Raw genomic sequence first — 21,952 nt, 5'->3', positions numbered from 1 at the left:
TCAGCCCGCGTCGCCCAGTTCCGCCGCGATCTGCAGCAACTGCTGGGGCGTGGGCTTGTCCCACTGTTCGCCCAGGCTGCCCACCGCGTAGTAGCGCACCATCTCGGGCAGCACCATCGGGTGCTGCCAGCCGCTGGTCTGCAGCCGCTTGCGGATGGACGGGTGCACTTGGCGGCGCTCCATGTCGGCCAGCAGATCGGCCGACAGAGCGGCCTGCCCTTCCGGCGACATGGCGGCGATCTGCTCGACCACCTGTTCCCGGCGGCGTCGGATCCATTCCTCGGTCCAGCGGGTCTGCCGCTTGGCCTGGGCTTCCCGGCTGCTGTCCGCACCGCGTGCATCGGTCCCTGCGGCAGGGCCGGCCAGCACACCACCTTCGCCGCTGTCGGCTTCGCGCGGTGGCGGCACCTGGCCGGGCATCAGCGCACGCAGATAGCGGTAGGGGTCTTTCAGCGGCTGAGGGAAGGAGGAGGCCGCGCGCTGCGCCAGGATCTCCAGCGCGGCGGCCATGGCTTGCCCTCCGTATTCCTGCAGCAGGTCCTCGGCCTTGTCCTCGTCCACCCCCAAATCACGCGCCCGCGCCACCAGGCTGAGGTCGATGGGCTCGGGCGGCGCCTTCAGGGCCAGCGGCGTCTGCGACTTCGGCCGGATCAGGAACTGGATCTCGCTGATGAAGCGCCCTTCCTTGTGTTCCTGCAGTTCCACCTCCAGGTCCGTGACCGCGCTGACCTCGGCCATGGCCGGCTTGAGCGTGTCGCGCTTGAAAATGCGGTATTCGAGCTTGGCGGTGCGCTCAGAAGGGGGCTGACCGCTGAGCACCGGATGCCACCAGCGCCAGGGCTGGCGGGAGGTGCGCCCGATGTCCTTGTAGCGGGTGCAGATCTCGTAGAGCGCGATGCCGGCGTGCGAGCGCAGCTGGCTGATGATCTCCAGCTTCAGGCGCGCGAAGACGGTGGGCTCCAGCAGTTCCTGCTTGAGATTGACCGCGTAGGACCATTCCACCCAGACCTGGCCACGTTCCTTGGTCAGGCGCGCGTGGGCCAGCAGGCCGGACACGTTCCACGCAGCACCTTCACCGGTGGTGGGCGACTGCCATTCCACCGTGGTCGAGACCATGGCCCTCAGGTGCTTCTTGATCAGTGCATGGTCGTTGGAATCGAAGTCCACACCTCGGACCACGCGGTCCAGCGGGACCCGGAAGACATCCTTGTCCAGCCCCTGATCCTGTGCTTCGTACAGCAGCACGTTGTAGGCCTTGCGCCCCAGCGAGGTGATGCGGGCCGACTTGGGCACGATGGCCAGGGTGTTGACCGGCTTCTTCAGCGGGGCAGGGGAGCGAACCGCACCCGCAGCCGACGCCCGCAGTGCGCGCGTGGAGGCGGGGGCCGACCCCGCATCCGGGGCCGAAAGGGCGGGGGCGTCGGGCTCCAAACTCGGCATGGCCACACTCTACCTCAGATGTGATTCGCGATCTTCACGTGTGTTTCCCGGAGGCCTGCGATCGAGTCTTCCGCCTCGGAGACAGGTGAGGGGAGGCCCGCATGCGAATTCCCGAAGAAGCTCACCCGGAGAATTTTCAGGAGATGACCCGACCATGCGCGCCAGGGGAGGGTGGCAATGTGGTTCCCGATCCTGAAAACTCTCCGCCGAGACTGCATTCCTGCCCGGGCCGAGCGAAAGCGCGGAGGATTTTCGGGGGCGGCGATGCAGCGACACGATCAGGGCGCGGCCTTCGTTGTCATTCGGGCGGCCGGCCGGCCGCTGTGGCCGGCATCGCTGGGCCCAGTCGCAGGCCGGAGGTACGCTCGTTTCCCGTTTTTTCTCACCTGAGAGGGTGCTGGATCCCTCAAGGCCTCTCACAGGGGCCCGATGGTTCGGCGAACACCCGAGGAGAGGTGCGGACAGGGGACATTCCCCGTGTCCCCTCACCCTCCTTCCCGAGGAATCGCCGGAATGTCCCGCATCCCTGCACGCCAGTTCCCGAACACTCTCCGGTGGCTCCCGAATCCACTCACCAGGAAGTACCTAAGTACTTGTCACATCGAGAGAAAGTGGCGGCTAAAGGTATTAAAGGGTTTGAAGGAATTAGAGCTATCCAAAGGCAGGGGGCTCTTTCAGGGCAAGAAAGTCCCCTGCGCGGTTAACAACCGCCAGGGCTCTGTTCAAAAGAAGGGGTGTTGAACGGTTCAACACGTCCTTGACGAACATCTTCCCTTTCCACGGAGAGCGTTCCTTGACAGAATACGGTTCCATACGCATATCGTTGTCAAGGGCATCGCACCTTGTCGACAAGGAGAGTTCCATTGGACCGCATCGCCTTCAAATCGCCAGCACCCATTTCGCTGGCCGACATTGCCGACCAGGCCGAACGCGCAGTCGCCATGATGGCGCAAATCCGCACGGCCATGCTGGCACCGACCGCGCGCAAGCTGCCACCGATCTTCAACCTCAGCCAGCTGGCCGCCCTGTGTGGTATCGAGAAGGGGTCGTTGAGTCATCGATTGAGCAAGAGTGATTTGCCTGCCGGCAAGCTCAATGAGTCGGGCAGCCGGCGGGAGTTCAGCCTTGAAGAGGCGAGGGCCTGGATTCGCGAGTACCGCAAGGAGTGGCTGCGTCCGGCGGGCGCAGAGGCCGTCACCATCAGCATCGGCAACTTCAAGGGCGGCGTCAGCAAAACCACAACGGCCGTGACCCTGGCGCAGGGTCTGTCGCTGCTGGGGCACCGGGTCTTGGTCATCGACACCGATCCCCAGGGGTCGCTCACCACGCTGTTCGGCATCCTGCCGGATACCGAGGTGGAAGAGGGCGACACCATCCTGCCGCTGGCCATGGGCACCGAGACGTCCATCCGCTACGCCATTCGGCCGACTTACTGGACCGGCATTGACCTGGTCGCAGCGGCCCCGGTGCTGTTCGGTGCGGAGTTCGCGTTGCCTGCGCGGCAGACCCAAGAACCCGGCTTCGAGTTCTGGCGTGTCCTGGATCTGGGCATCGATGATGTGCGCGACGAGTACGACGTGATCATCATCGACACGCCTCCGGCACTGTCCTACACCACCATCAATGCCTTCATGGCGTCCAACGGCATCATCATGCCGCTGCCGCCCAACGCCCTGGACTTTGCCTCTGCCTCCCAGTTCTGGAGCCTGTTCTCCGACCTGACGGCCGAGTTGCTCACCAACCGGGGCCTGACCAAGGAATTCGATTTCATCCACATCCTGCTGGCGAGAGTGGATTCAACCGATGCCGCGAGCAACATCGTGCGGCAGTGGATCGGTCAGACCTATGCGGAGAAAGTCCTGCCCGTCGAGATCCCGAAGACGGCGGTGACCGGCGTGACGGCCGCGGAGTTCGGCACTGTCTACGACGTGGCGAAGTACGACGGCTCCGCGCGCACGTTCAAGCGGGCGCGTGATGCCTACGACTCCTTCGTCGGGCACATCGACGGTTCCATCCGGTCCGTCTGGGCGAAGCAGGCGGCCGCCGCGGGGCAGGGCAGGGCAGGGGTGTTGAACGGTTCAACAGGGGCGAGCAAGCAGGGGGCTAAGCGATGAGCAAGAAGTTGGCAGCCAAGGCAGGTCTGATTCAGGCGTTGAATCTGCCTCCGGTGACCGCACAGCGCGCAGCCGCAGAGCCTTCGCAAGAAGTCGCGCGGCCGAAGACGGCGCCGGGTTCGATGCTGCAGTTCATGTCGACGCAGAGCGCCGCCATCAAGGAGGCGGAGGACCTGAAGGAGCGTCTCAGAGCTTTCGACGGTGCGAGCCCGGTGCGTCTGCTCGATCCTCAGACCATCCGGCCCTCGAAGTGGGCCAACCGCCACGACGCTTCGTTCGAAAGCGCAGACTTCGCCGAGTTGAAGTCGGAGATCGAATCGGCGGGTGGCAATGTGCAGCCCGTGCGGGTGCGTCCGCTGCCGCGCGTGTTGAACGGTTCAACAACTGCTGCCGAGTACGAGATCGTGTTTGGTCACCGGCGGCATCGGGCCTGTCTCGAACTGGGCATTCCCGTGCGCGCCCTGGTGGAAGACGCTTCCGACCAGGAACTCTTCGAGGCCATGGAGCGGGAGAACCGTGGGCGGAAGAACCTGAGTGCGTGGGAGCAGGGCTGCATGTACCGCAAGGCGCTGGATGAAGGGCTCTATCCCTCTTTGCGCAAGTTGGCGGAATCCGTCAAGGTGGACGTCTCCCTGGTGTCCAAGAGCGTGTCGCTGGCCCGCCTTCCTGAGGCCGTGGTGGCAGCGTTTCCGTCTCCCCTGGACATCCAGTTTCGTTGGGCGCAGCCCCTGGCCGAAGCCTTGCAGAAGGATCCGGACGGTGTGCTCCAACGTGCCAAGCGCCTGAAGGAAGAGGGGAGGGCGCTCACGCCAGTCCAGGTGTTCGAGCGGCTCTGCAAGCCCGAGGAGGGGGAGGTGCCGCGTGACCGATTGGAGGTGTCTTCGCACCGGCTGCTGCGGCAGGGCAAGTTGGCGGCCACGGTTCAGTCGGATGCCAAGGGGCGCGTGACGGTGAAGCTCGAGCCGTCGACGATCACCCCGGAGCGCTACCAGGCCTTGCTCAGCTGGCTGGACGGGTTTGTGAAGACCTGATCATTGCCCGTTGGCAAGATGAGCAGACGAGAGGGGCGACAGCCCCTCTCTTTTTGTTCGATCATGCCGTCCTCTCCATCAAGACTGCCCAACGATCGTGCCGTACGGTGGTTCGTGCGAAGGTTGGTGATGCAGAGAGGGCAGGGCAGGGGAGGCGGCCCATGCTTGCCGAAGGCTCGGCATGCGTCCGCAATATGACCGCCGGCTGAACGCTGGAGCGGGGAGGGCGCGGCCTTCGCGGCCCAGCCGTTTCCTCCATCACGCCAAAGGAGCATCGCAGCCTGCGTGTCGATGGGTCGATTGCGGGTGTCTTCCAGGGCGAAGACCGGCAGCACGCTCCCTGTGGCGGGTGTCCCGCGCGGGCTTGCGCCGATCCGTCGCCCTGCCCATGTGACTTGCTGCCGGATCGACCGCGCAGAAGCGGGGGCCGGTCTGTGCCGGCGGTTGTGCATCGAAGGCTGTGCTGTGAATGGTCATGAGACAGGTGTGCCGCGCATGCCGCTGTTTGCCGTGACGCCACGCACAGCAGCACAGCCTTGCGGGCCTTTGGCGTCGGGGTGTTCGATAGCCGCTTGAAAGCACTTCCGCAAGGCTCGACGACATCTGCCGCTTGCCACGGGCTTGGCCGTCGTCTGCTGTCGGAGCGTCCCGGGCAGGACATGGCGCCATACGCGATGCCGGGCGTTCAGGGTCGAGCGTCTCGTGGCATGAGGCCCTGCAGTCGGGCCGTGTGCCCACCCGGCGCGATGCATCGCGCCGCCCCTGGGGCCGCTGCATCCTGTCTCGATGCGCTCGGGTGGGTCGCCGCCTTGAGGAATCAAGGCGGGCGATTCCCGGCTCTCCCGCAGTGTTCGGCACAACCGGGCGCATCGCTTCCTGGCTGCTGCCGCTGGATGCGCCAAGTCCTTGAAAAGCCTGAGTTTTTTTGAGCCGACCCAGAATCGCCACGCTTTGACAGAAAAAAATACAACTAAGATTATTACGATAATCTTAGTTATATTGTGAAGGCCCTGGAAATGCAGTCGCTGGGCCCAGGCCTGGCGGCAAGTCCGCTGTACGGGCCAGGCTCGCGCCGGGGCAACGCGGGGGGCAAATCGGCCCAGCCTCTCTGCGCGCCTGCGGAATCAGGAACTCGGGGCGAGACCGGCAACCGAACCTGGCGCCACACGGCTGCGTCGCACGATCCTGTGATCGGCCTGCTCAGTCGCGCGGCGCGCAGACAGGTTCTGTCCGTGGAGGCACGGAAGCATCAGGCCATGAACAGCGTCAAACGGGCAGGCAAGGAGTGGATCGTGCTCTCCGAGGAGGCGTTCCCTTCGGTGCCGGCCTCCCCTGTTCTGCTCTCGGGCCAGGATTTGACGCGGAATCAGACATTGGTGATCGGGGAGTCCGCAGCACCACAACAGATGGTTGAGCGGGCCGCGGACTGGGTTGCAACCCACCTGGTCGGTGGGCGCGATCAAGGGCGCCCTGGTCGTATCAGCGGTGAGGCGCTGCCGTGCTGCGGTCCTGGCTGCGTTGCACCGCGTCCTGCAGCTGACGCTTCATGTCATCGAAGGCGTCGCGCAGGGCGACATAGGCGTCTTCGCCCCGGGCCTTGTCCACACACAGCTCGCCGCCCGGAAAGGTCAGGTCGATGCGCACGGCGAAATGCCTGCCCTGGTGTTTGTGCTTGTCGTCTACGGCCAGGGTGACCCGGCAGGACATGAGGTCGGAACGGAACTGATCGAGCTTGTGCACCTTTTCCTGCACCGCAGCCTCCAGGGCTGCAGAGGGCTCCATGCCGACAAATCGAAGTTGCAAGGGTTGCTTCACGGGGAACTCCTGTTGGATGTCCAACGATCAGTCATGCAGGGCGGCGGGGCCTTGATCTACCACAAGATGGCAGCGGCCTTGCGATTTGCGGGTGCTGGACGGAGGCCCTCGCAATTCCCTGGCACCGGGATCGCCGCACCACCGCGGAGCCGCCCGATTGTGTATGCTGAAATCGTGTCGGCTGGGTGGGGGACGTCAGGCCTCATCCCACTGCCCACGTTGTCTGAGTCCACGCAACTTTGATCCCGCCGCGATGCCCTGGCCTGGGGCTTCGCTGGGCTTGTGCGGAGGCCGCAATGAGTCGCATCCTGGTGTGCTACTACTCTCGCACCGGCTACACAGAGCAGGTGGCTGGCAAGCTGGCCAGGCTGCTGGGCGCGGACCTCATGTGCATCCGGGAACGTCGCCCGCGCACGGGGATCGGCGGTTATCTCCGGTCGGCGTGGGAGGCCCTGCAGGGCCGGGATGCGGACATCCTGCCGCCCGACACCTGTCTGAAGGACTATGAGCTGGTGGTACTGGGCACGCCGGTGTGGGCCGGTCACGCCGCCTCGCCGGTACGCACGCTCGCCCGCCAGCAGAGGGATCAGATCCGCCACGCGGGGATCTTCTGCACGCTGGGCGGTTCAGGCCAGGTTGCGGCACTGGCCGACCTGGCGCAGGATCTGCACCAGACCCCTTGGTCCACCCTGGCATTGACCGACGGTGAGATCGAGGTCGAAGGCTACGAAGAGAAGCTGACCAGTTTTGTGGCTGCCCTGCGCAGCCGCCTGAATGCGGAACCTGCCGGCCGTGCCGGCATCCTGGGAGTGGACCATGGCAGAACACAGTTCGATCCGGCATGTCTCGCCCCGCAAGCGCAGCCGCCGGCCGCAGAACGATGCCGCCGGTGAGGCCGCGCTGCCGCCCATCGTCGAGCGTCCCGACGGCTTCTACTGGCTCGCCGATGGCGACCTGGGCGAGTTCGGCCCTTTCGAGACCTACGAGATGGCGCGCGCCGACCGTGATGCCGTCAGCGAGGAAGCGCTGACCCCGGCCGAGGCATTGGAGGAGGCCGAGCGCGACCTGGGCATGGTCGGTTGGAACGATGCCCAGACGGGGGAGCCGGCCGAAGGCTCGTCCCCGCCGCACCTGCCACCGGAGTAGCCGCGCCCTGTCGGACGTGTGTCCCGCAGAGCTCACGCGGGCCGCCCGATCGTCTGCGACATCAGCACGTGCTGCTGCGTGCCCAGCCGCAGGGCGCTGGCGATGGCCTCCCGGTCGATCCAGGCACGCAGCACGGTTGCCAGGCCGTTGGCCGCGCAGTAGAGCGCCACGTTCTGCGAGATCGCGCCGACCGCGACGCTGGCAAAGCTGTCGCGGTAGTGTATTGGCACGCGGGCCATGCGGCCATGATCCGCCACGTACACCAGATCCAGAGGGGCATCGGCGACGAAGATCTGGTAGCCGGACAGCTGGCGGCGGATGTCGGTCTCGACCATCAGGTTCAAGGCGTGCGCGCAAGGGTCGTATGCATAAGTCCCCTCTGCCATGGCCGCCACGATCAGCGTCTCATGTGCCCCCAATGCGGATGGTGCGGTGCGTTCGCCGTTCTCGCGGTTGACGCCGTCCGCCACCCACAGCAGATCGGCCAGGGTCTGTCGTGCCAGAGGCTCGCCGCAGAAGGCGCGCTCGGAGCGCCTGTGGCGCAGTGCCTGCATCAAGGTGCCGGGCAGATCGAGTTGCGGCGGAGGCAGCATGATCCGGCGCGTGGCGTCTCCCAGGATGGTGGCCGACCGCGGCACGCCCATCGCCCCCAGCATCAACCGCATCAGTGCGCCCACGGCTGCTCCTCCATCAGGGCCACGACCTCGTCATCGGAGACGGATGGAAAGTGGCGATAGTGCGCCCCCACGGCACCGAACCACGAAGGTGTCTCCAGGCACACCACTGCATCGACCTCGGGGCGCAAGGCGCGCAGAGCCTCCTGCGAGGCCACCGGCACGGCAAGGATCACCCGCGCGGGGCCACGCAGCCGCAGGGCCATCAGCGCGGCGCGCACGGTGGTGCCGGTGGCGATGCCGTCATCGACCAGCACCGCCGTCTTGCCGGCCAGGGGGATCGGTGGGCGGCCCTTCAGGTAAAGCGTCCGGCGGCGCTCGATCTCCTGCAAGTGCGCCGGCAACTCGCGTTTGACATACTGGAGCGAGGCTCCGGTGAGAGCCATGGTCTCGTCGTCGTACACCAGCGCGGGATCGGTGCCCTCGGCAACCGCGGCCACGGCCAACTCCGGCTGACCGGGGGCGCCGATCTTGCGCACCAGGAGCAGATCCAGCGGTGCGCCCAGGGCCCGGGCCACCGGTGCCGCCACGGGCACCCCGCCGCGTGGCAGCGCCAGCACCACGACATGGGTCAAATTTTGCGACGCCAGCGCATCCGCGAGGCGTTGGCCCGCTTCGCGCCTGTCATGAAAAGCGGCTGTCATGGAGTTCCTCGTCTGCATGGGGTGCCGCCACCATGGCGCAAGCGGCCATGGCCTGCATGAGGCTGCTCAAGCTGCGACGCAAAAGCCGGGACCTGCCGGCGTCTGTCCGCCCCGCAGATGCGACCACCCGCGATAGCATGCGCGCGTCACGGCGCTGTGCGGTGGATCTCCGCGGACCGATCCGCGGGGGCATCCCACGCGGGAGCGACGCCCATGTGGGTAGTATCGGATCCTGTGGCGTGAGCGGCGGTCGGCGTCGCGCAGGCCCGTGTCATGCCCCATCCATGTCCCTCGTTTCCCCGCCTTTGAACCCCCACACGGCCTGGCCGCGCATCGGTCAGCACCACTTCGCCCATCTGCGGGCGGTGGCCGAGGGCCTGTCCATCCAGGAATCGGCGCTGCGCTACCTGGGCATCGACCACGGCCACCAGGCCGTCACCGCCCACCGGCAGGTGGTGGACCGTCTGCGCGGTCTGGCGCGCCGGCGCGGGCATTCGGCCTGGCGCCTGGTGGGATTGACGATCCGCGTGGGCGCGGGGGACGTGCGCCCTTCCCTGGAAGACTTCATCGCCGAGCGGGAACTCGACGGTTGGACCGAAGCCGAGGTCGCCCAGCTCTACGAGGAAGCCTTTCCCGCCGATGCCCGAGCCGAGCGGCGTCGGCGCCTGCGCGATCGGCAACTCGCGCTGCTGAAGGAACTGCAGGCGGTGGCCGCCGAGCGGCCCTCGCCCGAGGATCGCCTGGAGGGGTGGTTCGATCCGATGACCACGGCACGGCTGGCCCAGGCCGGCATGGTGCTGCTGCGCGATCTGCAGCAGCGCATCCAGGGCGGCGGGCACTGGTGGCGGGGGCTGCCGGCCATCGGCAAGGTCAAGGCCCATCGCCTGGCCCAGTATCTGCAACTGCTCCTGCCCGACAGCGTGCTGCCCCTGCCCCGCCCGTTTCAGCGCGCCGGGTCGGAGCAGTCCATCGTGCTGCCGGCAGACGCGGGAGCGCTGGTGACCGACGGCCTGTTCTCCGGACGGCCCGTCACCCATGGTGCTCCCGGCACCGCCGTGCTCACCGGGGCCCGAACCGATGCGGAGGTCATCGAGGCCTGGGTGGCGGCCCGGGCCGGCACGGCGCCCACCGCCAAGAGCTACCGGCGCGAAGCCCTGCGTTTGCTGTTGTGGCTCACCCATGAGAGGGGCAAGGGGTTTGCCGAGGTGCAGGTGGAAGACTGCCTGGCCTACATGAGTTTTCTGGAGCATCTGCCACCGGCGTGGATCTCGCGTCGCCACAGCACGGTGCTGGGCGAAGGCTGGGCTCCATTCCGGGGGCCGCTCAGCTTGGCCAGCCGCCGCCAGGCCGTGGTGGTGCTCGGCAGCTTCTTCGGCTGGATGGTCAATGTCGGCTATCTCCCCTCTCGCAACCCGTGGATGCTGATCAACCGGCGCACCGGGGACGATGCCCAGCAGTCCATGCTCGACAGCCGGGCGTTCACGCCCGAGGCCTGGGCGGCGCTGCTGTCTCATCTGCAGGCGCAGTCGCCCGATGCCTCCCGGGCACGAATGCTGTTCATCTTGACCTTTGTCGAGGCCACCGGTCTGCGTGCTTCGGAACTGGTGGGCGCCACGATGGGCGCATTGCGCCAGCATCGGGGGCGCTGGGTGCTGCAGGTGCATGGCAAGGGGGCCCGCAACCGGCTGGTGGCCGTGCCGGGTCAGGCTCGCGATGCCTTGCAGGATTACCTCCAGGCCCGAGGCCTGGGGACCCTGGGACATCAGGCGCCCGAGACGCCCTTGCTGGCGCGCTTGAGCGAACCGCATCAGGCCATCGGCTACCAGGCGCTGTATCAGACGATGAAGCGCTGGGTGCGCGATGCCATCCGGGACAGCGAGCTGACGCCGGCCGAAAAGGACGTGGCCCTGCGGGCGTCGCCCCATTGGCTGCGACACACCTTCGGGACCCGCGCGCTCGAACGACGCGCCCCTCTGGAGGTTGTGCAGCGCCAACTGGGCCATGCCGATCCGCGCACGACCATGCGCTATGCCCATGCCCAGCTGGAGCGGCTGCAACAGGAGATGGACGCCGCCTTTGGCGATGATCGCCTGTTGCATGACATGGGCAAGCCCTGAGTCAGTGCCTGGGGGGAATGTACGATGGGGGGTATTTCAACCATGCACGGGGGCAAGACATGAAATCAGCACACGATCTGGTGGCCGCAGCCAAGCAACGCATCGAGGAAGTGGCCCTGGATGGCGCCGAACAGGCGGTTCGCAACGCGGACCTGGTCCTGGACGTCCGGGAGCCGGACGAGTACGCCGCGGGTCATCTGCCGGGGGCCGTGTCGGTGCCCCGCGGACTTCTGGAGTTCAAGCTCAGCGCCACGCCGGCCATGACGCCGCGCGACTTGAAGGTGGTCGTCTATTGCAAGAGCGGCGGGCGTGCCGCGCTGGCGGCCGCTTCCATGAAGGACATGGGCTATCTGCAGGTGGTTTCGCTGGCCGGAGGCTTCGACGGATGGCAGTCGGCGGGATTCCCGGTGGTCCGCCCCGAGCAACCGACCTTCGACTGACGCTCTCCGGGGGTGTCGAGCCCCCGGATCCTCCGGACAAGTGTCGCCTTTAAAATGAACTAACGGCAATTTCCGATTTCTTGGCAATCAGCTCATTTCCGGCCCACCTGCATCGCTGTTAGTTCGTTTATGAATCGACTCGACATTCCCTCTTCGCCCATGGCCGCCTTCGAGTTGGCCTGGGCACTCTGGCAGCGGCGCGCACGGGCCAGGTCGCTGCTGCGAAAGACCACCTCCGAGGAGGTATATGCCTCTGTCTGGGGCGCCCTGGCGCATTGGGCCTGTGCGCGCGGCATGCCGCCCCAGGCACTCCAGGCCGCCGATCTCGCCGCCTTCCTGGCCGAACGGGACGCCACCCACGGGCTCACCCGTCGCCACGCCTGGCGCATCACCCGGCTCGTCGAGCGGGTCCTGCTCATCTACCACCAGGAGCTTGGGCTGCCCCCTGCCACCGCCGTGGCCCAGCTGCTGGAACAACGCCCGGACATCCGCTATGCCAATGCCAGCCGGTTCGACGAACTGCCCGACGCTCTCGGCCAGAGAGACGCTGCGGCCCTGGCGCGTCACCTGGCACAGCCGTCCAATCCGGGCAACCCTTGGCAGATGCAGCGCAACCGGGCCGCGGTGGCGCTGCACCTCGGGGCGGGCCTCACCCCAGCCGAGGTCCGGGCGCTTCGCCTGAGGGACCTTGCTCCAGCGGTCTGCGAGGCCGTGACCTTGCCCGGCCCCTCGGGTCAGGCGGCGCGGCGCGTGCCCCTGCCTGTCTGGGCCCGGCGAGCCGTTCAGACCTGGCGCGAGGCGCGAGCGGCGCTGGGGGTGCCCGGAGAGCAATGCCTGCCTTCCACCCGGTCCACGGGCAAGCCCTGGGGCAAGGTGTCCCACCACGAGGGCGTCAAGGCCGTGCTGCAGCAGGCGGGGCTGGACGCCCAGCGCTGGAGCGCCTACAGCTTGCGGCACAGCTTCGCCCTGCACGCGCTCCACCGCAGGGTTCCCCCTGAGCAGCTCGGGCAATGGCTGGGGGTGACCGAGCCGGACGTGCTCGATCGCTATCAGCGCATCCGCCAAGAGATGGTGGAAGAGGCTGCATGGCTGCACGAAACCTCCTAAAATAAATAGCTTGACCACACCAGCGATCTCGGGTTCGCTTTCCAACCTTCGGCATGTGCTGCGGGTCGGGTTCGTCATCCGGGCTCCGGGTTCAATTGCCTTGCTGTCCTTCACGGGGCGCCAGGACTGTCCCCCGGAGAAACTTCTGCCGTGCGAGCCGGGATGAGCTTCCGCCCAGGGAAGTCCGTCCTCTCCGTGGTCAGCGCTGCATCGACATGCAGACCGCCGGAGCCTCCACCCAAGCGCCTGCGGCCCCCATTCACATGGACGGGAACCCCAAGCCGGCTGCGCGCCGGCCGGATTCCGAACCATCCCCTGTGCGGCGTCATGCCAAAAACGCCCTGCTGAATCTCTGGAGAAGAAAATGGCCAAGGAAGAACTGATCGAGATGCGCGGCATCGTCAACGAAGTCCTGCCGGACTCCCGTTTCCGCGTCACGCTGGAGAACGGTCACGAACTGGTGGCCTACACCGCCGGCAAGATGAAGAAGAACCACATCCGCATCCTGGCGGGCGACGCCGTGTCGCTGGAGCTCTCGCCCTACGACCTGGGCAAGGGTCGCATCACCTTCCGCCACCTCGACCGCAGCGCCCAGCCCTCGGGTGGCGGCGCCCCGCGTCGCCGCAACTGAACACGTTCGGATGTGTGCAGTGTGTCGCGTCCGACGCGACACACACCGGGCCGATGCACATCGCATCGATGAGCGGCTGTGCTAGCGTGGCTGTCAAGGCTCGCCATGGACTGTTGCGGCGGGTGTGTTTGCTGAAGTGCCACCGCCGTGCGTCCCTCGCGTCCATCTGCCCCTTCTTCTTCCTCCCCGGGCCAGCCACGCTGGCTGGAGCGCCCCCCCTTCCTGGTCTTCAGCCTGCTCTGGTGCCTGCTGACGGCCCTGGCCCTGTACCAGGGTGCGCAATGGCAGCGCCAGCGGCTGTCCGAAGCACTCGCCTCCGAAGCACGGCTGGATGCCCAGATCCTGGGCAGCTGGATCCAGGAACGTGGCGCGGAGCTCCGCTTCCTGCAGAGCAGCGCTTACATGGCGGAGCTCTGCGAGCGGATCCGCGGCGGCTCGCAGCCGGCCCATGATCAGCTCGTCAGTCGCCTGCAGACCTTCGTGCGCCCCGACGGCGCCGATCGGGTGGCCCTGATCAACGACGATGGCTCGCCGCTGGCGGTGGCGCCGGCCATGTCGCCCGTGCCGCTGCTCAACCGCCCTGTCCGCCGCGCGGCCGGCATCGCCAGTGCGGCAGATGCGCTCGGCATCGGAGCGCCTTCCGCGGACGCGCAGCAACTGGACATCGTGGTCCCCTTGGTGAATTCGGGGGATCCCCCGCAGACCTACGCGGTGCTGCATGTCCCCTTCCAGCGCCGCATGTCCGAGCTGCTTCGCGAGCGGCTCCAGGCGCGACAGGACCAGACCCTGCGCATCTGGTGGCCCTCGGAGGCCGCCGGCTGGCGCGGTGTGGCCCTGGGCCCCCTGCCAGGCACACCGATGGTCGCCGCCGCGCTGCCGCAGGACGAGGTCGGCGCGCGCAGCCTGCTCCGCGGGACCGACTGGTGGCTGGCGGTCGATCCGGCACCCGCCGCCTTGTGGCAAGCCAGCTGGCCGCTGGCCGCCGGCACGTTGCTGCTGTCCGCATCGCTCTATGCCGTGGTGGCGCTGGGCCGACGCACGCTGCGCCAGCAGTTCCAGCTGAGACACGCCTCGCAGCTCGATCGAAGCCGGGAGCGCGAGCTCCAGGAGCTGGGTCTGCTGGCCGCCATCGCCCAGGCCGCCGCCGATCTCATCTTCGCCAAGGACATGCAGGGCCGCTATTTCCTCTGGGAGGCGCGCGATCCCCACGCCCCCGGGCCGCAGGCCGCCGATGTGCTCGGGCACACCGATGCGGAGGTGTTCCCTGAAGACATCGCCCGGAAGCGCAAGCTGGAGGACGAGGAAGTCCTGTTCACGCAGAAGACCATCCATTACGACCGGGGTGAAAGCGATGGCCGCCAGCTGCTGGTGACCAAGGGGCCGCTGCGCAATGCCCAGGGACAGTTGCTGGGCCTGTTCGGCGTGCTGCGCGACGTCACCGAGACGCGTCAACTCCGCCAGGAGGCGCAGGAAGAGGCCGCGCTGCGGCAGGCGTTGCTCACCAACGCCCACGACGGCATCGTCGTGCTGGACGTTGAGGGCGGCGTGGTCACGGCCAACCCCAGCTTCGCAGCCCTGCTGGGACGCAGCGAAGAGGAGACCGCCGATCTCCACATCTGGGATTGGGATGCCCAATGGTCGCGCGAAGAGCTGCTGTGCAAGCTGCGGGACCCGACCATCGGCGCCCGGCTCATCGAAACCCGCTTCCAGCGGGCCGATGGGGCCCAGGTGGACGTGGAGATCAGCTCCAGCCACGTCACGCTGGGTGGGCGTCGTCTGGTGCTGTGCGACTGCCGCGACATCACCGAGCGCAAGCGCATCCAGGCCGAGCTGGAGCGCCACCGCGAACACCTCGAACAGCTGGTGGTGGAGCGCACCGCGGCCTTGAAGCTGGCCACCGAGCAGCAGCTGCGCACCCTGCAGTTCAGCCAGGACGTGGCCGACAACATGCCCGGCGCGATGAGCTACTGGGACAAGGACCTCGTCTGCCGCTTCGCCAACAAGGCCTATGCCCAGACCTTCGGCACCACACCCGATCAGCTGGTGGGCACCGCGATCGAGTACACCGCCGTGCACGCCAGCTACCTGATGGCCCACCACCATGCGCAGGCCGCGCTGCAGGGCCAGACGCGCGAATTCGAGCTGCAGACGCTTTCGCCCCAGGGCGAGCGCGTCTTCTGGTGCACCTACCAGCCCGACGTCCAGAACGGCGAAGTGCGTGGCGTGTTCGCCGGCTTCCACGACATCACCGCCCGCAAGCAGGCCGAAGTGGCGTTGCAGCAGCTCAACCTGCAGCTGATGCAGGCCCGCGACCACGCCGAGGCCGCCAGCCGGGCCAAGAGCGCCTTCCTGGCCAACATGAGCCATGAGATCCGCACCCCGATGAACGCCATCATCGGCCTGACCCACCTGCTGCAGCGCGAGGTGGCGGTGCCGGAACAGCGGGAACGCCTGGGCAAGGTGGAGGGCGCGGCCCAGCACCTGCTGGGCGTGATCAGCGACATCCTGGACCTCTCGAAGATCGAGGCCGGCAAGATGACGCTGGACATCACCGACTTCGCGCTCGATGCGCTGCTCTCGCGCATCACCGCGCTGGTGGCCGACAAGGTGCGGGCCAAGGGCATCGAACTGGTGATCGACACCGACCACATGCCCGCCCGCCTGCGCGGCGACGCCACCCGCCTGTCGCAGGCCCTGCTCAACCTGCTCAACAACGCCGCCAAGTTCACGGAACAGGGCGTCATCACCCTGCGCTGCACGCTGCAGGAAGAAGGCGGCGGCTGGCTCCAGGTGCTCTTCGAGGTGCAGGACACCGGCCCAGGCATCGCCCTCGAACAGCAGGCCCAGCTGTTCCAGGCCTTCGAGCAGGTCGACAGCTCCCACACCCGCCGCCATGGCGGCACCGGGCTGGGACTGGCCATCACCAAGCGCCTGGCCGAGCTGATGGGCGGCACGGTGGGGGTCGACAGTCAGCCCGGGCAAGGCAGCCGATTCTGGTTCACGGCCCGCTTCCAGATGTCGGCCGCCCCCGCCGAACGGGCCCGCGCGGCGCTGCTGTCCGGTCGCCGGGTGCTGATGGCCGACGATCTGCCGGAGGCACGCCAGGCCCTGGGCGACATGCTGCGCCAGATGGGCCTGGAGGTGCACGAGGCCACGGATGGCGGCGAGGCGGTCGCACGCTGGCACGCCGCGCTGGAGGACGACCGGCCCTACGACTTCCTGGTGCTGGATGCGCTGATGCCCGGCACCGACGGCCTGCAGGCCCTGCGGCGCATGCGCCAGCGCTCGGCCACCCAGGTGCCGCCCACGCTGCTGGTGACCGCCAGCGATGACGCGAACCTCTGGAACGAGGCCCGGGCGGCCGGCTGCGCCGCGGTGCTGCTCAAGCCGGTCACCGCCTAGGCCCTGCTGGATCATCTGGTGAGCCTGGCTTCCCAGCAGGGCGTCGCACTGGAAGTGCGCCCCCCCGATCCGGTCGCCCAGGCCGATGAGGACACCCTGCGGCGCCACTGCGCCGGCGCCAGCATTCTGCTGGTCGAGGACAACCCGGTGAACCTGGAGGTGGCCACCGAGCTGCTGCGCCAGGCCGGGCTGCGGGTGCACACCGCCAGCGACGGTGCCCTGGCCGTGCGGGCCGCGGCCGAACGCCCCTACGACCTGATCCTGATGGACATGCAGATGCCCGAGATGGACGGCCTGCAGGCCACGCGGCGCATCCGCGCGCTGGCCGGCCACGCGCGCACCCCCATCGTGGCGATGACGGCCAGCGCCTTTGCGGAGGACCGCGCCGCCTGCATGGCCGCCGGCATGAACGACCACATCGTCAAGCCGGTCGAGCCCAGGGTGCTGCACGCCACCCTGCTGCGCTGGCTCCCCCGGACTCAGCCCGAGGTCCAACCCTCCCAGGCATAGCCCACGCCATAGACCGAGCGGATCGGGTCGCTGCCGGGGCTGGCGGCCTCCAGCTTGCGCCGCAGGTTGCGGATGTGGCTGTCCACCGCGCGGTCGGTCACGGCCCGGCCGTCCTCGTGCAGCACGTCCAGCAGCTGGTCGCGCGAAAACACCCGGCCGGCGGCGCGGGCCAGGTGGCGCAGCAGGCGGAATTCGGCGGGTGTCACATCCAGTGCCACTCCTTGCCAGCGGGCCCGCAGGGCGTCCTCGTCGATGAACAGGCCACCGGATCCGGTCTCCGCCGTCGGGGTAGCCGTCTGCGACGTGGCCTGCCCCCAGGCCTGCCGGCGCAACTGCGCCTGCACGCGGGCCACCACCTCCCGCGGGCGGTAGGGCTTGCAGACATAGTCGTCGGCCCCGGCCTCCAGCCCGATCAGCCGCTCCACCTCCTCCACCCGGGCGGTCACCATGATGACCGGCACGCGGCTGAAGGTGCGCAGCTCGCGGCACAGGCTCACGCCATCGCGGCCGGGCAGCATCAGGTCCAGCAGCACCAGCGCCGGCGGACGCTGACGAATGGCGTCCAGCACCAGGCGTCCGTCGGCCACGATCTCGGTGTTGAAGCCTGCAGCACGCAGATAGTCCTGCAACAGCGCGGCCAGCTTGGGTTCGTCCTCGACGATCAGCACGGTGCCCGTGCCGGAGGGAGTGTTGGCAACGTCCATCAAGGGGTCTCGCTCGGCATGTCTGGCCCGGTCCATGCCGCTCAGGCGGCCGGCGCGGGATGGGTCGGATGGTGCAGCCGCGGCAGGCTCAGGCGCACGCACACGCCGCCCAGGGGAGAGGCCAGGGCCTCGATGTGGCCGCCATGGGCCTGCGCGATGTTGCGGCAGATGGACAGGCCCAGGCCCGCTCCCCCGGTGCCACGGCTGCGCGAACCTTCCACCCGGTAGAGCCGCTCGAACAGGCGTGACAGCTCTTCCTGCGGCACGCCGGGCGGGGAATCGTGGATCTCCACCCACAGCGCCTCGGCGCGGGCTTCCAGCGACATCTCCACCCGACCCGGCGCATCGGTGTAGCGGTAGCTGTTGGCCAGCAGGTTGTCCAGCAGCTGCTGCAGTCGCCCTTCGTCGCCCTGCACCTGCCAGCCCTGGGCACCGGCGGGCAACGGCAGCAGGCGCAAATCCAGGCCGTGCTGCTCGAAGTGCCAGCGGTGCTCGGCCACCCGACGCTCCAGAAAGTCGGCCAGGGCCACGGGGGCCATGCGGTAGCTCAGCGCCCCCGCGTCGGACAGGGCCAGCTCGTTGAGGTCGTTGACCAGTTCGCCCAGCCGCTCCACCTCGGCGCGCAGAGAGGCCAGGGCCTGCGGCGTCACCGGGCGGATGCCGTCCACCAGTGCATCCACCTCGCCCGCGAGCACCGCCAACGGCGTGCGCAGCTCGTGCGACACATCGGCCAGGAAGTCGCGCCGCAGCGCCTCGTGCCGGGCCAGGGTGTTGGCCAGGGCGTTGAAATCCCGCGCCAGCTGGCCCACCTCGTCGGTGCTGTCCACCTCGACCCGCGTGTCATAGGCCCCCGCGGCCAGGCGGTGGGTGGCCGCGGCCACGCGCCGCACCGGCGCCAGCAGGCGGCGCGACACCCACCAGGCGATCAGCGCGGCCAGCAGGCCCGCCACCCCGGCGATCAGCAGGCTGGCCTGGGCCTGCCGCCGGCCGAAGCGCACGGCACCGCCCTCGGTCACGCTCTGGAACGGCGCCAGCACCAGCCAGCCCACCGTGCGCCCGTCCACCCGCACCGGCAGGCGCTGCATGCCCGGCACCTGGTAGGGGTCGTCTCAGAAAACGGAAAATAAAGCACGCTAAGCCGGTTGCAGCGGCCGTAGCGGCCTGAACTTGCCCGCGCCGATCTTGGCGCTGCTGCGCCAGAGGTAATCGCCGGTCAGGTTGATGTGCTCCCAGCCGAGCGGCGACAGGTACTGCAACAGGCCGTCATCGACGGCTTGACCGTGGCCACGCAAGGCGTTCGCGGCCCGCTCCAGATAGACCGTGTTCCATAGCACGATGGCCGCCGTCACCAGGTTGAGGCCGCTGGCCCGGTAGCGCTGCTGCTCGAAGCTGCGGTCGCGGATTTCCCCCAGGCGGTTGAAGAACACGGCGCGGGCCAGCGCGTTGCGCGCCTCGCCTTTGTTCAGCCCGGCATGCACGCGGCGGCGCAGCTCGACGCTTTGCAGCCAGTCCAGGATGAACAGTGTGCGCTCGATGCGTCCCAGCTCACGCAGGGCGACGGCCAGGCCGTTCTGGCGCGGGTAGCTGCCAAGCTTCCTGAGCATCAGCGAGGCCGTCGCCGTGCCCTGCTTGATCGAGGTGGCCATCCGCAGGATTTCATCCCAATGGGCGCGGACGTGCTTGATGTTGAGCGTGCCGCCGATCATCGGTTTCAACGCCTCGTAGGTGGCATCGCCCTTCGGGATGTAGAGCTTGGTGTCGCCCAGGTCACGAATGCGCGGGGCGAAGCGGAAGCCCAGCAGGTGCATCAACGCGAAGACGTGGTCCGTGAACCCTGCCGTGTCGGTGTAGTGCTCCTCGATCCGCAGGTCGGATTCGTGATACAGCAGGCCGTCGAGCACGTAGGTCGAGTCGCGCACGCCGACGTTCACGACCTTGGTGTGGAACGGCGCGTACTGGTCGGAGATATGGGTGTAGAACGTCCGCCCTGGGCTGCTGCCGTATTTCGGATTGATGTGGCCGGTGCTCTCGGCCTTGCTGCCGGTGCGGAAGTTCTGGCCGTCCGACGATGACGTGGTGCCGTCGCCCCAATGCTCGGCGAAGGGATGTCGGAACTGCGCGTTGACCAGCTCGGCCAGTGCCGCCCCGTAGGTTTCGTCGCGGATGTGCCAGGCTTGCAGCCAGGCCAGCTTGGCGTAGGTCGTGCCGGGGCACGATTCCGCCATCTTGGTCAGGCCCAGGTTGATCGCGTCGGCGAGGATCGTGGTCAGCAACAGGTTTTTGTCCTTGGCCAGGTCGCCTGACTTCAGGTGGGCGAAGTGCCGGGTGAAGCCCGTCCATTCGTCTACCTCCAGCAGCAATTCGGTGATCTTGACGTGCGGTAGGATCATCGCCGTCTGGTCGATCAGGGCCTGTGCGGTATCGGGCACCGCCGCATCGAGCGGCGTGATCTTCAGGCCCGACTCCGTGATGATGGCGTCCGGCAGCTCGTTGGCCAGCGCCATGCGGTTGACGGTGGCGAGCTGCGTTTCCAGCAGCGTCAGCCGGTCATGCAGGTACTGGTCGCAATCGGTGGCCACGGCCAGCGGCAATTCGCTGGCCTGCTTGAGGCTGGCGAATTTCGCGGGCGGCACCAGGTAGTCCTCGAAGTCCTTGAACTGGCGCGAGCCTTGCACCCAGATGTCGCCGGAGCGCAGCGCGTTCTTCAGCTCCGACAGCGCGCACAGTTCGTAGTAGCGCCGGTCGATGCCGGTGTCGGTCATCACCAGCTTCTGCCAGCGCGGCTTGATGAACTCGGTCGGCGCGTCGGTGGGCACCTTGCGGGCGTTGTCGCTGTTCATGCTGCGCAGCACCTCGATGGCGTCGAGTACGTCCTTGGCGGCGGGCGCGGCCCGCAACTTGAGCACGTCGAGAAATTCCGGCGCGTAGCGGCGCAGCGTGGCGTAGCTCTCGCCGATGCGGTGCAGGAAATCGAAGTCCTCGGGTTGCGCGAGCCGCTGCGCTTCGGTGACGCTCTCGGCGAAAGCATCCCAGGACATGACGGCCTCGATGGCGGCGAACGGATCGCGGCCCGCTTGCTTGGCCTCGATCAGCGCCTGGCCGATGCGCCCGAACAGCCGCACCTTGGCATTGATCGCCTTGCCGGATGCCTGGAACTGCTGCTGATGCTTGTTCTTGGCGGCATTGAACAGCTTGCCCAGGATGCGGTCATGCAGGTCGATGATTTCGTCGGTGACGGTGGCCATGCCCTCGATGGCGAGCGCCACCAGGGTCGCGTAACGCCGCTGCGGCTCGAACTTCGCCAGGTCGGCGGGCGTCATCTGGCCGCCCTCGCGGGCGATCTTGAGCAGCCGGTTCTGGTGAACCAGCCGCTCGATGCCGGAGGGCAGGTCGAGCGCCTGCCACGCCTTGAGGCGTTCGATGTGTTCCAGCATGTGCCGCGAGTTCGGTTTGACCGGGGATTGCCGCAGCCAGGCCAGCCACGTCGTCTTGCCGTTGTCGCGGCGCTTGAGCAGATCGTCGAGGCGACGGCGATGCACGTCCGTCAGCGGCTCAGCCAAGGCGTCGTAGAGACGCCGGTTGGCGCGGGTAATCGCTTCGGCGCTCGCCCGCTCGACGGCGTTGAGGGCGGGCACAATGACCGACTGCCGCCGCAGGTGCTCGATCAAGGCTCTGGCCAGCACGATGCCCTTGTCGGTTTGCATGGCCAGCTCGGTCAGCAACTGGACAGCCTGCCGGTAGTGGCCAATCGTGAACGGCTGGAAGCCGAACACCGTTTGCAGCTCGACCAGGTGCTCGCGTCGGGTCTGCTCACGCTGCCCGTACTCGTCCCAGCTTTCGATGCCGACCTTGAGCTGGTTGGCGACCAGTCTCAGCAATGGCGGGAACGGTGGCTCATCAGCGCCAAGGATGACGCCGGGAAAGCGCAGGTAGCAGAGCTGCACCGCGAAGCCCAGCCGATTGGCCGGGCCGCGCCGCTGCCGGATGATGGAGAGGTCGCTTTCGCTGAACGTGTAGTGACGGATCAACTCATCCTTGGTGTCCGGCAACGCCAGCAGGCTTTCGCGCTCGGCGGCGGAGAGGATCGAACGGCGGGGCATGCGGTTTCCTTCTTCTTGAAAACGTAGGTTTGTGACAAGCCCGCCAAGGCAACCGGCGCGGCACGGGAATCAAGGCA

At 67.6% G+C, this 21,952-nt stretch carries 17 protein-coding genes; 10 read left to right on the top strand and 7 right to left on the bottom strand.

Annotated features, from left to right (window positions below; genetic code table 11):
* Nucleotides 1-1,440 (bottom strand): replication initiation protein, encoded by a 1,440-nt coding sequence (locus tag LRM40_RS21225; RefSeq protein ID WP_151122398.1) that lies wholly within the window; start codon nucleotides 1,438-1,440, stop codon nucleotides 1-3.
* Between the two features lie 863 nt (nucleotides 1,441-2,303).
* Between LRM40_RS21225 and LRM40_RS21220 the strand changes: the two genes are divergently transcribed.
* On the top strand, nucleotides 2,304-3,554 hold the full coding sequence (locus tag LRM40_RS21220; RefSeq protein WP_231067887.1) for an AAA family ATPase: 1,251 nt from the start codon (nucleotides 2,304-2,306) through the stop codon (nucleotides 3,552-3,554).
* A complete protein-coding gene (locus tag LRM40_RS21215) occupies nucleotides 3,551-4,585 on the top strand; it encodes a ParB/RepB/Spo0J family partition protein (protein ID WP_151122399.1) in 1,035 nt (344 codons plus the stop codon). Before LRM40_RS21220 ends, LRM40_RS21215 begins: the two co-directional genes overlap by 4 nt.
* A gap of 1,479 nt (nucleotides 4,586-6,064) precedes the next feature.
* On the opposite strand, the gene LRM40_RS21210 is transcribed toward LRM40_RS21215, so the two are convergent.
* A complete protein-coding gene (locus LRM40_RS21210; protein ID WP_231067886.1) occupies nucleotides 6,065-6,400 on the bottom strand; it encodes an HPF/RaiA family ribosome-associated protein in 336 nt (111 codons plus the stop codon).
* A 296-nt stretch (nucleotides 6,401-6,696) separates the two neighbouring features.
* Here LRM40_RS21210 and LRM40_RS21205 point away from each other — a divergent pair, with 296 nt between their 5' ends.
* Nucleotides 6,697-7,293, top strand: a complete 597-nt coding sequence (locus LRM40_RS21205) for a flavodoxin family protein (protein WP_151122400.1) — start codon at nucleotides 6,697-6,699, stop codon at nucleotides 7,291-7,293.
* Nucleotides 7,217-7,546 (top strand): hypothetical protein, encoded by a 330-nt coding sequence (locus tag LRM40_RS21200; protein ID WP_231067885.1) that lies wholly within the window; start codon nucleotides 7,217-7,219, stop codon nucleotides 7,544-7,546. The genes LRM40_RS21205 and LRM40_RS21200 overlap by 77 nt, the downstream gene beginning before the upstream one ends.
* Nucleotides 7,547-7,578: 32 nt before the next feature.
* On the opposite strand, the gene LRM40_RS21195 is transcribed toward LRM40_RS21200, so the two are convergent.
* The gene (locus tag LRM40_RS21195; RefSeq protein ID WP_211372919.1) at nucleotides 7,579-8,223 is read right to left on the bottom strand and encodes a SagB/ThcOx family dehydrogenase; all 645 of its coding nucleotides are present in this window, start codon (nucleotides 8,221-8,223) and stop codon (nucleotides 7,579-7,581) included.
* Nucleotides 8,211-8,864, bottom strand: a complete 654-nt coding sequence (locus LRM40_RS21190) for a phosphoribosyltransferase (protein WP_151122401.1) — start codon at nucleotides 8,862-8,864, stop codon at nucleotides 8,211-8,213. Before LRM40_RS21190 ends, LRM40_RS21195 begins: the two co-directional genes overlap by 13 nt.
* Before the next feature lie 284 nt (nucleotides 8,865-9,148).
* Here LRM40_RS21190 and LRM40_RS21185 point away from each other — a divergent pair, with 284 nt between their 5' ends.
* The 6 genes from LRM40_RS21185 to LRM40_RS21160 all read left to right on the top strand — a co-directional run bounded on the left by LRM40_RS21185 (nucleotide 9,149) and on the right by LRM40_RS21160 (nucleotide 17,071).
* Entirely contained in the window at nucleotides 9,149-10,981 is a 1,833-nt protein-coding gene (locus tag LRM40_RS21185; RefSeq protein ID WP_170288784.1) for a site-specific integrase, read from the top strand.
* Nucleotides 10,982-11,040: 59 nt separating this feature from the next.
* On the top strand, nucleotides 11,041-11,421 hold the full coding sequence (locus LRM40_RS21180) for a rhodanese-like domain-containing protein (protein ID WP_151122403.1): 381 nt from the start codon (nucleotides 11,041-11,043) through the stop codon (nucleotides 11,419-11,421).
* 129 nt (nucleotides 11,422-11,550) lie between these two features.
* Nucleotides 11,551-12,528 (top strand): tyrosine-type recombinase/integrase, encoded by a 978-nt coding sequence (locus tag LRM40_RS21175; protein WP_151122404.1) that lies wholly within the window; start codon nucleotides 11,551-11,553, stop codon nucleotides 12,526-12,528.
* A 364-nt stretch (nucleotides 12,529-12,892) separates the two neighbouring features.
* Nucleotides 12,893-13,159, top strand: coding sequence for a translation initiation factor IF-1 (infA, locus tag LRM40_RS21170; RefSeq protein ID WP_151122405.1), 267 nt, complete (start codon nucleotides 12,893-12,895; stop codon nucleotides 13,157-13,159).
* A 147-nt stretch (nucleotides 13,160-13,306) separates the two neighbouring features.
* The gene (locus LRM40_RS21165) at nucleotides 13,307-16,561 is read left to right on the top strand and encodes a PAS domain S-box protein (protein WP_151122406.1); all 3,255 of its coding nucleotides are present in this window, start codon (nucleotides 13,307-13,309) and stop codon (nucleotides 16,559-16,561) included.
* Between the two features lie 18 nt (nucleotides 16,562-16,579).
* Nucleotides 16,580-17,071 (top strand): response regulator, encoded by a 492-nt coding sequence (locus LRM40_RS21160; protein ID WP_231067884.1) that lies wholly within the window; start codon nucleotides 16,580-16,582, stop codon nucleotides 17,069-17,071.
* On the opposite strand, the gene LRM40_RS21155 is transcribed toward LRM40_RS21160, so the two are convergent.
* The 3 genes from LRM40_RS21155 to LRM40_RS21135 are packed head-to-tail and all read right to left on the bottom strand — an operon-like array spanning nucleotide 17,041 to nucleotide 21,875.
* Nucleotides 17,041-17,775, bottom strand: coding sequence for a response regulator (locus tag LRM40_RS21155; RefSeq protein WP_151122408.1), 735 nt, complete (start codon nucleotides 17,773-17,775; stop codon nucleotides 17,041-17,043). The genes LRM40_RS21160 and LRM40_RS21155 overlap by 31 nt on opposite strands.
* Before the next feature lie 41 nt (nucleotides 17,776-17,816).
* A complete protein-coding gene (locus tag LRM40_RS21555) occupies nucleotides 17,817-18,860 on the bottom strand; it encodes an ATP-binding protein (RefSeq protein WP_151122409.1) in 1,044 nt (347 codons plus the stop codon).
* Between the two features lie 48 nt (nucleotides 18,861-18,908).
* Nucleotides 18,909-21,875, bottom strand: a complete 2,967-nt coding sequence (locus LRM40_RS21135; RefSeq protein WP_003100881.1) for a Tn3-like element ISPa38 family transposase — start codon at nucleotides 21,873-21,875, stop codon at nucleotides 18,909-18,911.
* Between the last annotated feature and the right edge of the window lie 77 nt (nucleotides 21,876-21,952).

The sequence above is a fragment of the Ideonella dechloratans genome (assembly GCF_021049305.1).
Lineage (GTDB): Bacteria > Pseudomonadota > Gammaproteobacteria > Burkholderiales > Burkholderiaceae_C > Ideonella > Ideonella dechloratans.
The sequence above is the reverse complement of the archived record's forward strand: the minus strand, read 5'-3'. Positions and strand labels throughout refer to the sequence as shown.